Raw genomic sequence first — 13,290 nt, forward strand, 5'->3', positions numbered from 1 at the left:
GGCGCCTCTTACTTTTGAGACGCCTTCCTTTTTTGGTTGTTAAATTGGCATCAACGACGCTGCAAAGCCACCCCTGCGAAGGAGCTTCACGTCCAAAGCGCTTGATTTATCTACAACCAGATATTGCGTGGCAAAAGCTTTATCATGCTTTCCATCGGCTATCAACGTCAGTTTATATTTTACGCCATCAGGTAAAAAATCGAATTTTACTGTTTTCGTTTTTTCTCTTTGCTCTCCATTGATGCCGCCCAGATACCAATCATTTCCTTTGCGGCGGGCCATGATCACCTCCTTACCGGGATAACCATCCAACAATCTGGTATCATCCCACGCATTGGGAACATTCTTTAAAAATGTTTTAGCTGCATCGGGTAGCTCATAATAGCCCTCGGGCCGGTCAGCCATGTGTTGTATGCCCGATTCAAAGAGTACACTCAATGCCAGTTCATGGCCATAGGAAGTAACATGTGGATATTGCGAATTGGTAAAGGTAACAGGCGTGTAGTCCATTGGGCCTACTACATTCCGGGTAAAAGGAAGGGTGGCATTGTGCCCGGGTGCAGGCATGGTAAAATCAGGCGTGTTGTTGTACCACTCGGCGCCACGCACGGCTTCGTGTGTCATGAGGTTCGGATAGGTCCTCTCCCAGCCTCGCGGCACAATACAACCGTGGAAGTAAACCATCATGTCGAACTGAGCGGCATCTTCTAAAATATCCAGATAATATTTGATCATATCCTGCTTCTCACTTTCAAAAAAGTCAACCTTCACACCGGCAAAACCCAGCTTTTTCAATTTGGTGAACTCTTCCACCCGGTTTTCATGGGTAAGCATGCGGTCACGGGGAGTGGCGCTAACATAGGTATGCGGTCCGCCTGAATTGTACCAGATCAATGGTTTTATGCCTTTTGATGCTATATACTTTGCCGCATCTTCCAGTTTACCCCCATTGCCCATGGCATCCCACTCCCAATCGAGCAGGGTATACGGCCAGTTCATTTGGGCAGCGAGATCTGCAAAATCGCAAACGGTTTTATAGTCTTTGGTGCCATGATTGGCCGACCAATAGTTCCAGGAGGCTATTCCAGGTTTGATCCAGCTGCTATTTTTTATAACCGATGGAGCGGAAACATCATTTACCAAAGTAGATGCGACTATATCGGCCAATGTTCCCATAATGATCACCCGCCAGGGCGATTTCCAGGGAAGCGTTATGGCAGGTGTGGATGCTCCAAGCCCTCTTCCATCTTTGGGATCCGGAAAGGTGAGTTTGTATTTCCCAGCATCAAGGGCATTGCTCAATTTGGTACCACAGTAATTTCTGTCCACATCTGCTTCATGCAATAAGAACCAGCAATCTTTATTACCTGTATTAAAAAGCGCAGGATAACCCCATTCGCCCGAAAGTATTTTGTTAGTATCCATTGCTGTATACAGGCCTTCGTTGGCAGGATTCCATTTTTCGAGCCACCGCGTAGTTTGTGATGGAATTGAATAGGCAGTCAGTTCATCCTTTACAACAAAGCTTCCCTGCCTGTCGGGAAACTCATAGCGAAACGCAATGCCGTCATTGTAAGCCCTGATGATTATATTCAGTTTTGCTTTTGTTGGATTCTCAAAAGCGAATATGACCTCATTTGCAGCATTTTTGCAAACAGCTCTTTTACCGTGCAGCGCCGTGTATTCTTCGTTAATTAAAACTGGTTTACCTGCTTTCAAAAATTTTAGTTCCTTTGAAAAATCCTGGTCGCTGCGTGATAAGCCTACATCAATACCCGAAATAGCTTCTGTAATTTTTCCATTGTTATTGTAAGATGCTTTGATGTACCACTCGCCAATATCATTGTTTTGCTTATTGAAAAGTTCTACAACGATCTTTTGGTTCGGAGATTGAAATGCTGCTTTTTGCCCAAAAGCGATACTGCTGATAGCTGAAAACAGCATTACAAGAACTAACTGACGCTTCATACTTTTTTTAATTCTTAAAATTTTACTACTACTTTTTTCCCTGTATAAGTGATTTCCTTGTTTGCCTGGCTGGTTACCATCACAACATTGAACTTTCTTTCTGTAAGCATTCCGGGGAACGAACCATTTCTATCGCTGATTGATAAAGTCTTCTTTGCATCATCCCAGGTAAAAGTTATTGTTGAATAAACTCCCCGCTCATAATTGTAATTATCATTCTCGTCTTCGTATAAAACAAACTTTCCATCAGCGCCGGGATAAACCCTTATTTCAAGGCTGTCCCATTTTTTCTCCTGTGCATATTGAACAGAAGCCCCAACAGGCATGACAGCACCTGCTTTCACATAAAGCGGAATGATATCGAGTGGCGTTTGCCTGCTAACTTTATTACCTCCGGAAAACTTTTCAGCTGTCCAGAAATCATACCAGTCAGCTCCTGCCGGCAAATACGTTTCCTTTGACCTGATGGTGCTGAAGTCTTCTACCTGTATTTTTTCTTTTTCGTTAACATCCGGCTTCACATACATGGCGTTGGTAACAGGACTTACCAGCAGGGATTTGCCAAACATGTATTCATCGTTAATATCCAAAGCTTTTTTGTCTTTTGGAAAATCCATCACCAGGGCCCGCATCATGCTCGATTGACCGGCTGTAACATCCCATGCTGCAGAATAGATATAAGGCAATAAATGATAGCGCAGGTTGATGTATTTTTCAATAGCGTCGTAATATCTGCTTCCTTTTTCACCAAATTGATAAATTTCCCTTGGCGCATCTGCCCCATGCGAACGCATCATGGGGGTGAAAGCGCCGAACTGCAACCAGCGAACATATAATTCGCGATACTCGGGGTCTTCTAATTTTCTTTTAAACCGGGAAAGAAAGAATCCGCCGATATCGGCATTCCAGTAAGGTATGCCGGTAAGTGAAAAATTCAGGCCTGCAGAAACCTGGTTCTTCAATGCGTTCCAGGATGAAGTTACATCACCCGACCAGGTATTGGCTCCATACCGCTGCTGACCGGCAAATGCTGAACGGGTGAGTATAAACACTCTTTTGCCCGAATCAACGGCCCGTTGATGCGTTGATACGCCGCCTACCGTCATCAAAGGAAATGCATTGCGAACTTTCCTGAATGATCCCAACCAGGTTTTATTATCAAAGTCTGACTGTTTAGGATCAAGATGATCCGGTTCCGATGAATCCATCCACCAGCCATCCAACCCAAGTTTATACATTTGCTCCAAATATTTCCAGTAAATATCCCGGGCAGCAGGATTGTAGGGATCATATACCCGAACACCTGAAGGATAATCACGTCTTACAGGCCATTTTTCGGACCCTGATTCCGGCCATGTTTTAAAATCCATCAACGCCCCTATTTTATCCAGCTCTTTGTACTGTTTTGTATGCGGGCCAAACGAACTCCAGATAGAAATGATCATGTGCACATTCATCTTGTGCACATCGCTCACCATCTTTTGCGGGTTGGGAAACTCAGGATTTAAAAAGTCCATTGCATTCCACAAATAATTGCTTCCCCAATATTGCCAGTCCTGGATAATACCATCAAGCGGCACACCCAACTTGCGGTATTGCTTTACTACATCCACTAATTCATCCTGGCTTTTATATCTTTCTTTACTTTGCCAATAGCCGTAAGTCCATAATGGGAACATGGGCGCCTGCCCCGTCAATTCACGCATGCGGGCGATCACCCCATCGGCATTGCCGCCGTACATGAAATAATAATCAACCCCCTCTCCTACATCTGATCTAAAAGAGGTGCCTTCGCCATTATCAGTAAACACCGTGGGGGAATAATTGTCCCAAAAAAACACCATAGCCTTTTACCGATTGAAAGAAAGGAACGTAATCATCCAGGTTTCCCTGCACCATGTGGAGGGTTACATTACGCTGACTCATTTTGCCCTGTTGCTGCTGGCCAAGGCCATAAATGGGTTCATCGTTGTCCAACACAAATGATTGCTGAACGGTTAACGTATTATTGCCGGCATCATTGAATGGTGTGAATTGTGCGCCTTCCCGTTTTTCTTTCAGCAGCAATTCACCATTTGCTGTTGAATAAAATATGTCACCGGTTTTCAGGTTAAGCACAACATTAAGAGCTGCCGTTCTTACATTCACTAAATCACCCTGCTGCTTAACATTGAATGGTGTTTTTTGCGGCTTCTTAATAACGGAAAGGCTTTCTTTAGTGAAAGGGCGCCCCTCAGGAGATTTCAGTACTCTTACAGTTGAAGGAGTATAATATTGGATCTCGATGGCGGTGGAATTGACTATTGCTTTAATTCCAAGATCTGTTTTTTGACAGGATTGTGCATTACTACTATTACTAATGCACAAAGCAGTTAACAGCAACAAAAATGTGCTCCATTTGATCATGACAAACATCGTAATTCTGCTTAATTAAATTATTCAAAACGTCAAACCTAATCCAAAAGACTGCGGTTACCATTGCACAAAAAAGACTTTTTTTTGGCTTAATCCGACTTTTTTACCTGATCAGCGCCGCATAATCAGGCTGTTGCCTTCATAATTATTTTGAATAACCGGATATTCACCCTGCCACAGCTCAAAATCGTACCACCCTTCTCTAATGAACAGGGACTTCAACATTTCCAATGGCATGTATGTTGTATTTAACCCTAAATACATATTATCAGTATTGTTTTTATCCCTGAAATAGAAAGCAAAAGAAAATTCAGTTTTACGAAGGTCCTCCAGGATTTCCCCCTTATATTTTAAACTATCGTTCTTCAATTGTATTCCTCCGGTTTTTAACACCGGCTCCGGCACCTGGCGTAGATCATTTACAATATATATCAGATTGACGCCTTTCCGTTTTGCACTATCCACCTGGTTCTCATCAATGACCAGCACATAGTTCCTGTATTCACCCAGCCATAAAGAATCTATGGCTGCAATAGATCTTTTTATTCTTTCATTGAAGGCTGCCGGCCGCACTATTGCAAAAGTGTTTAAAAAAACCTTATTCACAGGGCCACCTACTTCTTTCGTAAAATAATTGCCTTTTTCGTTGGCAGCATTGGTTATCTCAATAATAGGCCCCGCAATTTTATAATCAATTCCTTTAGCTAACCTTTTTCCGTTAAAATGTATTATGATATTCTTTAAATCTTCAAAATCCATTTTTCTTGTATCAATGATCAGTTTGCGTACATTTTTGGTAGTCAGCTCTAATCGGCTTTTATTTATCTGGTATGAGATTATAGATTTGCCGGGACCCGTCTTCTCTTTTACAAAAACGCCATAAACCGTATCATTATAAAATCCAAAGGTGGCAATTTTTTTTACAGGCCCGGGACTGGAATATTTTTGTGTATTAAAAAATGAAAATATCTTATTCATGGCTTCTGCCTCGGAATATAGCCTGTTATTCCTTGTTTTTAATACATTGTTCAGGTCATCATAATAAACAGAGCCGCCTGTATTTTTAATCGAATCCATCAATCTAAACGAATGATCAACAGGTATCTTTTGATCGTTGGCAGAATGCAGAATAAGAATGTGTTTTCCGTAGAGATTTTCAGTTAGATCAAAAAGATCATTAGTAAGTGATCCGGAAATAGCTGACTCGTCTGAACTTACAGTACTAAGCTCAGGACCGTCAACAGCAATTGCTGCAAACAGGTCGGGCCTTCTAATAGCAGCTTGAAACGCAAACAAACCACCGGAACAATCACCATACAAAAAGATATGTTTTTTATCAATAGTATAATGCCTGCATGCATCTTCTATACTTTCTGTAATAGATCTTGTAACTATCGGAGTTTGATTATACCATCTAAAGATCCGTGAACTGGGCCACAATACCGCCATTCCGCATCTTTCTGCAAATTTGGAGATATAAGTTATCCGTTCCGTATTAGCTATTACACCGCCTGTATAAAATGGAAGATTATTGGTTACATACGGAACAATAACCACCAGGGGAATGGGGGTATGCTGTTTTTTTAGATTCTCAGGCACATACAACAGATAATAGTCTTCGCCTCGCTCTATTGCAGAAGTAAACATCCTTATACTCAATCCTGTGCTATTTAAATCGGCAAGTCGTTTATATTGGTAAGCGCTGTCAATTTCTTTTACTTTGTAAATACAGTATACAATTTTTTTACTTACGGGAATATTAGGTGCTTTTTTATAATCGTCAAGTAAACGGTCGAGCCTTTTCATATAAGGCAATAAAGCATCATAAACCGTCTTGTTATGTTCATAGTTTTGAGCAAGTTCTTCCTTACTGTAAATTTTATCAAGCGCCCCGTAACAAAAATATTCATTCAACGTGTCGCGGTCGGTATATAATTCAAACCTGTATGCGCCGGTAGCCAGATGGGGCAAAGCAAATTTGCTGTATTTCTTCAGGTCGATCTGGCCAGTATAACAATTTCTGTTGCGGGCATCAAAAATTTTTATTGTTGAGATATTATTTACAGGTACAAAATCAGGGTCGGCCACTCCGAGGGATAAGCTATCGCCTTCAGGTATAATAAATTTTTGGGCACCTGAATAAAAACCGGGCAGCAAGGCATTATTTCTAACATACTCGTAGCCAGATGTGGTTATAATAAACCCCCACGCTCCGCCCACATTCTTAATTTCACTTATAAGGCGGCTCACCCCTTTTTTCAAGTGTATTTTTCTTAAAAGAGTTGCACCGCGCGTGTATGATCTTTCGGACAATACCAGGCTATCATTTATCCACAATCGCATTTCATCATTCACATTCACATTAACCAAAAAGGCTAAATCCTGATTTTCATCTGATACTACATCACAGATAGCATATGCTACCCCCTTCCTATCTGCGCCTAAGAGACCATTAAGATCACCCCCCTCTTTTTCCTGCCGATACAATGTGTCTATAATATTTTGTCTGGTATTCCAGGGAATAAATCTCAAATAACCAAGTTGGTTCATATCGATATCTGCTAACGTAGAATTAAAGGGACCGGTTATTCTCCAATTTTGCAGCTGCACCTTGGATTGCTGCACTTCTTTAATGCTGTTTTCGGGTACAGGTAAGGATAAAAAAGCTGATGATAGATCCCGGACATTATTTGTAGCTATATCAATGTCGAATAGCCAAATGCCACCTCCATTTTTTATTTCGGCTATCAGCGTATTCATGCCTTTTTTTAAATAAGCCCTTCGTACAACACCACCGTTCCGTGTATAACGCGGCACTGATAATACCTGGCTGTTATTAACCCACAATCGCAAGGCATCATCTACATTGATAATAAATTGCATTTCCTGAACACTGTCTGAAAACACTTTGCATATTGCGTACCCTATTGCGTTTTCAGTGGTTTTGAACAAGGCCGAAAGATCGATTTGTTCATTTTCCAGGTGATAAATGGTATCAATAATTCCCTGTCGGCTTTCCAGCGCATTAAGCCCTGGAGTAGTAAGATCGCTGATATTCTTCAACGTATCTTTAAGCGGCCCAATTAGTCTCCAATTCAACAGCTGCTGAACCGGCTTGTCAGCGGTCGCAATCTTGTTTTCAGGTTGAGCATAGCAGGAAACAGAAAGTTTCAACCAAAGAAACAGAATAATACTCCGTTGCGCCGGAATACGAAATGTATATTTCATCAGTTTATTTTTTATATTGGGAAGTGGACCTTAGCCCTTCAGTTTCATTTTTACAATTACCGGATTGCTCTTGCGGTGTTGAGATTTGAAGTACTCCTGTAACACAGAAGGGTATTGAGGATTTTTGTCTTTAGTTTTCTCCATTTCCGTAAACATTGTTAAAGAAGACAAGGCTGTGTAAAAATTCTGCTTGTAATAATTTAATCCTGAAATTTTAAGACCGTTGTCTGCTATTGGTAAATAAAAACAGCGCTTATCTGGCAGCATTCTTTCTATGGAAACCAGTTTCCCGGACGTTGTATCAAATAGAAAATTGTATTGGTTATTTATATCCGAACCCAGATAAGAAGCATAGACTCTTGTGTTTATTTTGAAAAACAAATATTTCCTGTTGTAAAAAATATTACTGACATCCATTATGATGTTTTGATCGTTATCGATTGTCCTTCTAACACTATCTATATAGCGGCGGTCCCTGGAAGTATAAACCTCTTTTCCCAATGTTCTTTTAGAGGGAAAAACAAACTGAAACATTTTTTCAGCAGAATCTTTACTGATTTTATAAACAATATGATCCAATGGTGTTGCAATGTAAAAGTATCCTTCTCCAACTATCTTTATCTTTCGGGTGTATCCCTGTATGGAGCAAACGCCTGGATTTTTAGTTTGATTATAAGGCAGGAAGGACCTGTACAGCCTGTCGCCTTCGTATATGTTTACCAAATAGCAAACGGAATCCTTAGCGGGCCGCCCGGGTGCTAAATAGCAATTACCCTGAGATAGAAAATAATTGTTGCCAAAGGCAGTTAGTTCAGACTCTCCACTCAATTTAAGAGATTCTGCCTGATCCTTAACCAGAACTCCAACCGGATCATATAATTCAATAGTGGTCTTCTGTGTTGATAAATTATAAATTGACAGTATTATAATTTTCCTGTATGAATCATAAGATATGCTCAATTGGTTGTTCAAGGGCTTTTTAATTCTTTCTAAAAATCGTCCATCAGGTCTAAAAAATAAAACGCTTCTTGTGTCCCAATCATATACAATATAGCTTTCGTCGGTAACTATCAGCTGATCAATATTCCCAAAAAGGCTTTCTTTTTTTGTTTCCAGCGGTATATATTCCACCTGGTCAAAATATTCTGAGATGTTTCCTCCATATGCCTGAGAAGGATCTATTCTGAGCTTATAAATGTCTTGAGAAAACAAAATAGCCGGACACAACAGCAAGAATAGAAAGGCTACAATCAAATATCTTTTAAAAATAATAAACATGAGGTATCGGTATTTATATTCCGATATATAACCTCCATAAGCCTGCGCAGGACCAATGCGCAATTTGGGTATCATTTGTGCAGAGGCAATTTGCAAGCCACTTCCTTTCATAAAAAAACGATATTTAATACGGTCAATTACTTTTTGGTTTAGCACCGGTAAGTTGGAATATTACTTCAGCTTCATCTTTACAATTACCGGATTGCTTTTTCTATTTTGAGTATTAAAATATTCCTGCAGAACAGGAGGGTATTGCGGGTTTTTGGATCTTGTATTTTCGCGGGCTGAAAACATGTCTAATGAAGAGACGCATGTGTAAAAGTTACCGTTGGCATACTGCAGGCCAAATAAGGCAAACTGAAAACTACCGGCCAATGGTAAAAAATAATTTTTTGCGTCTGATGTTATTCGCTCTAAAGAGACAAGGCGACCGCTTCCTGTATTATAAATAAAATTATACTGATATTCGCTTTCGGAACTATTATGAAATAATGGAACGCCAAAAGGATCCAGCTTAAATAGCAGCAATTGGTTACTTAAATAAACATTCTTTATTCCCTTAATAACCCTTTGAGCAATCCCTCTGCCAGTTCTGAAGCTATCAAGATATGCCTGGTTATTTGAGGCCAATAAGTTTTTAGGAACGCTGCTGTTCGCCGGAAGCACAAGCTGATACAATTTAATAATAGTATCTGTACTTACTTTATAGATTGCGTACTCTGAAGGCAGCGATGCGTAAAATGCATCAGGATCATCTGGTACGGGCGTAATAGCTGCCTGCCCACCTAAAACAGAGCAGAAACAGGGATTATCCTTTTGATTGAACGGAAAAACAGACCTGTACAAAGAATCGTCGTGATATATATTAGCTAAGTATATTACTGAATCTTCCGGCAGTTTCCCCTTTGGAAAATAACAGCTGCGGGCAGAAAGGTAAAAATCGTTTTGCATGGGAAACAGTGCGGCATTTTCGTCAATCTTCATTAAACTGACTGGTGGCTTCTCATTAAGTTTTCTTCCAGTACAGCTATAATAGGCACTATTCAACTTTTTAGCCTGTTGTCCATTTGTTCCAATAACAGTTGAAATAACCTTTAGTATCTGCTTACTTTTATCGTAAAATATAACAGGAGGCCAATTTTCTTTAATCTTTGTAATATATTTCCCTGACAGGGTAAAAAACAATACGTATTTAGTATCCAGGTCATACACGATAATACTACTGTCTGTAACCAATAATTGAAATACATCACCAAACAGGCTTTCCTTTGTAGTTTCCAAGGGAATATATTCTACACTGTAAAAATATTCTGAAACCGTACCACCATAAGACTGCGCAGAATCTATGCGCAATCTTGGCACTACCTGTGCTATAGAAATGTTGGCCGTAATCATAGCGATTACACACAATAAGTATTTTTTCATTAGCCTAATAATGTTTGATCTATGGGATTGAATACACCGCACACTTTTGTCATTTGCCAAACTTTCTTGGATAATACGCCAGCGTAAGCATAAAATACTGTTGCAGCACGTTACTATAGCCAAAATTCTGCACATTGCCTTTAATGGTATTTGTAATGCCTTTGTTTTGCCGAAGGAGATCGAGGGCAGAAAACTTTACTTCGGCCTGGTTCTCTTTCAGAAAACGATAGGTAAGACTGGCATTCCAGATAGTGAAGTTGATGGCATTTGCGCCACCGGCTACACTGCGATTGTAGGTAATATTGCTACTCCAAACCAGGTCTTTAGGAAACTGTAACGTAACAATAGCCCGGGTATACCGGCTATTACTTTTAAACCGGTTATTCCGGAACCCACGCTGCTCGGCATTATTATAATTCAGCCCCTGTTCCAGCTTTAGCTGCACAATGTCTTTGTTGCGGTAGTTTATATTAAAACCCCCACCCTGGCTTCTGTTAACAGAAGTGTTTAAGATACCATCAATATATCGCGGGTCGTTCGACAATCCATTATTATAACGGATGCCAAATTCAAAAGTATTGGCCTTATTTATGGCCAGCGCCTTGCGGATGTTCACATTGCCATTCAGGTATTTGTTTCCATCAATATTTATCATATACACCGTTCTGCCCCCACTATTATCATACAAGCTGCTATCAACAATATTGCCGGTAATTTTTCCCAGGGTAATTCCCGCGTCAACATTCCAGGGGTTCTTAGGTTTGCGGGTGGTAAAACTATATTTAAAATTTACATCCTGCTGGTATTCCGGTTTCAGGTCCCTGTTCCCTTTGGGTACGTATAGCGGGTTTGCAGCATCCACCAACGGCGCCATTTGCCATACAGTAGGATAATTAGCTCTTGTTTTATAATCGAGACTGTATTTTACTTCATACTGGCCGTACTGATGATTGAAGTATTCTATTGAAGCATCAGGTATAAATTTTTGATAACTGTAGCCAAGGTTTTGAATAGCCTGCGTACTGTTATTGGCATAATTGTAATATTGTTGTGCAGCATTAACATTTACAGAGAAATATTTATTGTACCTGTTGGTAAGCCCTTTATAAAATCTTTTTGACAACCGGAATTTGGGAACAAAATCCCTGACTGTTTCCGTTCTGCTATAAGTAAGGCCGGTGTTGGGAACATAATCATGCGTAGTAGTATCCAGGTCCCGCACCGCATCATTGTTATCATTTTGGAATAACCTGTAACTGGCAGACAGTTCCATATCAATACCGCCAACACCTCTTCTGCCAAATATCAATTCTTTCAGACGCGGATAAGTTACATTAAATTTATGTTCAACACTGTTACCGTTGCGCTGATCGTAAACACGCGATACATTGCGATTGCGTTGCGGCTCTTTGGTAAATTCATAATTATTCTGACTTTGGGATTTTCCTGAATTGTCACCTATGGTGATGGTGTACCCGACAGTAAATTCAGTGGGCACCCTTTTATTACTATTTCCGTAGAAGGAAGGTTCCCGCCTGGAAAAGGAAAAACCGGCCTGCATATTTTTGGCGATATTGCGGCTTTCGCTCACCGAACTGTTTTTATTAACAACCCCGATGCCTGTTTTTTCCTGTATGCTGCTGCTTTGGTTTTTATTCCTGTCTTCATTGATAGTACCGGAGGCTGAAACATTAAGTGAATATTTATCCGCAGCGCGTTCATACTGAACGCCTGCACGCTGATCGTCGCTCTGGTTATAAGACGAACTGTTTGATTGCCGCGATAAAACAGTATCCGGCGTTATCAATGATCTTTCCAGGCTGGTATCTATTACATCGGTAGCGTTGTGATTGATGAAATAATCCGCATTTAAACGGCTGATTCCCCGGAATTGCCCCTCAGCTATAAAATCAGATTGCAGGCGTACGCCGCCCATAACAGGCCTGTTCACACCGCGCATGTTAAAATTGCTCTGGTATTCCAGGCTGGCACCCTCCCCTTTAAAGGAGCTGTTGCGCAGCAGGGCATCCACATCACTGGCTAATTTGTTCACATTATTGCCGGCGGCTACGGTAGTAATTTGCATCTTCCTGTTAAAGCCACTGAGCATGCCGTCAGCAACGTAGCGTTTATCCCTGCCTGGCGATAGGTTTGATAGTCCATATCCCGCCGATACCTTGCCAAAATAACCCGTCTTCTTGTCTTCTTTCAACTTTATATTTGCGTACAAGGTAGAATCCAAAGGGTTTTTTTCATCGCGTTGCTGGTATACCTGTATTTTATCCAAAGCACCTTTGGGCAGGTTTTGTGTTGCTATGGTTACGTCTGAAGTACCCATAAAAGGTTTTCCCTCTACCAATACGGCATTGATTTTTTTACCGTTGAACGTAATGTCGCCATCCCCCCAAATCGTAAAGCCTGGCAGACGGCGCATCAGATCCTCAGCGGTGGCATTGCTATCTAACCTAAAAGCATCGGCATTGAACTCCAGCGTATCGCCGTTCATGCGCATCGGGACCTTTGCTTTTACCACCACTTCTTCGAGCAGGTTGCCGTTCTTATCTGTATTTTGGTACATATAGAGCAGGCCAAAATCAAGAATGCTTTCACTTTTAGTAAGAAGGAACCTTTTGAACAGCGGCTTGTAACCAACATGGGTAATAACCAGGTGTAAGGGCACATTCAAGGGCAGTGGCTTTACGGTAAATTCCCCAAAACTATTAGGCAGGGTAAATTGCATCAGGGAGGAATCCGCATCCCTATACACCGCAACAGTGGCGCTGATCAGCATAAAATTGTACACCGAGTCCTTTACCTTACCTGTAACGTGACCTGTCTTTAAAGAATCTGTCTGTTGGGCGTATAGTTGACCGGAACAGAACAAAAGACAGAAAATAAAGATAGAGAGCCTGCTATTTTTCACATGGCATCCTACTTTGCAGCCAGCAGGTATATAAAAATGAAGTTTTTTCATAA

At 40.9% G+C, this 13,290-nt stretch carries 7 protein-coding genes; all 7 read right to left on the bottom strand.

Annotated elements, in window-relative coordinates; genetic code table 11:
* Positions 1 to 39 precede the first annotated feature (39 nt).
* The 7 genes from A3860_RS28095 to A3860_RS28120 all read right to left on the bottom strand — a co-directional run bounded on the left by A3860_RS28095 (position 40) and on the right by A3860_RS28120 (position 13,288).
* Positions 40 to 1,968, bottom strand: a complete 1,929-nt coding sequence (locus A3860_RS28095; protein WP_081152875.1) for a glycoside hydrolase family 97 protein — start codon at positions 1,966 to 1,968, stop codon at positions 40 to 42.
* A 14-nt stretch (positions 1,969 to 1,982) separates the two neighbouring features.
* Positions 1,983 to 3,812 carry a glycoside hydrolase family 31 protein gene (locus A3860_RS28100; protein ID WP_216823517.1) on the bottom strand — a complete coding sequence of 610 codons (1,830 nt, stop codon included), beginning with the start codon at positions 3,810 to 3,812 and terminating at the stop codon, positions 1,983 to 1,985.
* Positions 3,769 to 4,383 carry an alpha-glucosidase domain-containing protein gene (locus tag A3860_RS41725; RefSeq protein WP_216823518.1) on the bottom strand — a complete coding sequence of 205 codons (615 nt, stop codon included), beginning with the start codon at positions 4,381 to 4,383 and terminating at the stop codon, positions 3,769 to 3,771. Before A3860_RS41725 ends, A3860_RS28100 begins: the two co-directional genes overlap by 44 nt.
* A gap of 111 nt (positions 4,384 to 4,494) precedes the next feature.
* On the bottom strand, positions 4,495 to 7,611 hold the full coding sequence (locus tag A3860_RS28105) for an alpha/beta hydrolase (RefSeq protein ID WP_081152877.1): 3,117 nt from the start codon (positions 7,609 to 7,611) through the stop codon (positions 4,495 to 4,497).
* A gap of 30 nt (positions 7,612 to 7,641) precedes the next feature.
* Positions 7,642 to 9,000 carry a 6-bladed beta-propeller gene (locus A3860_RS28110; RefSeq protein WP_081152880.1) on the bottom strand — a complete coding sequence of 453 codons (1,359 nt, stop codon included), beginning with the start codon at positions 8,998 to 9,000 and terminating at the stop codon, positions 7,642 to 7,644.
* A 60-nt stretch (positions 9,001 to 9,060) separates the two neighbouring features.
* Positions 9,061 to 10,314, bottom strand: coding sequence for a 6-bladed beta-propeller (locus A3860_RS28115; protein ID WP_158085386.1), 1,254 nt, complete (start codon positions 10,312 to 10,314; stop codon positions 9,061 to 9,063).
* A gap of 49 nt (positions 10,315 to 10,363) precedes the next feature.
* Positions 10,364 to 13,288: an outer membrane beta-barrel protein gene (locus A3860_RS28120; RefSeq protein ID WP_081152884.1), complete on the bottom strand. Its 2,925-nt coding sequence runs from the start codon at positions 13,286 to 13,288 to the stop codon at positions 10,364 to 10,366.
* Between the last annotated feature and the right edge of the window lie 2 nt (positions 13,289 to 13,290).

Source organism: Niastella vici (assembly GCF_002077945.1).
Classification (GTDB): Bacteria; Bacteroidota; Bacteroidia; order Chitinophagales; family Chitinophagaceae; genus Niastella; species Niastella vici.

Coding starts and splice junctions, on each gene's coding strand:
- A3860_RS28115 (WP_158085386.1), bottom strand. CDS start 10,314: ATGAAAAAATACTTATTGTGTGTAATCGCTATGATTACGGCCAACATT.
- A3860_RS28120 (WP_081152884.1), bottom strand. CDS start 13,288: ATGAAAAAACTTCATTTTTATATACCTGCTGGCTGCAAAGTAGGATGC.
- A3860_RS28095 (WP_081152875.1), bottom strand. CDS start 1,968: ATGAAGCGTCAGTTAGTTCTTGTAATGCTGTTTTCAGCTATCAGCAGT.
- A3860_RS41725 (WP_216823518.1), bottom strand. CDS start 4,383: ATGTTTGTCATGATCAAATGGAGCACATTTTTGTTGCTGTTAACTGCT.
- A3860_RS28105 (WP_081152877.1), bottom strand. CDS start 7,611: ATGAAATATACATTTCGTATTCCGGCGCAACGGAGTATTATTCTGTTT.
- A3860_RS28100 (WP_216823517.1), bottom strand. CDS start 3,812: ATGGTGTTTTTTTGGGACAATTATTCCCCCACGGTGTTTACTGATAAT.
- A3860_RS28110 (WP_081152880.1), bottom strand. CDS start 9,000: ATGAAAGGAAGTGGCTTGCAAATTGCCTCTGCACAAATGATACCCAAA.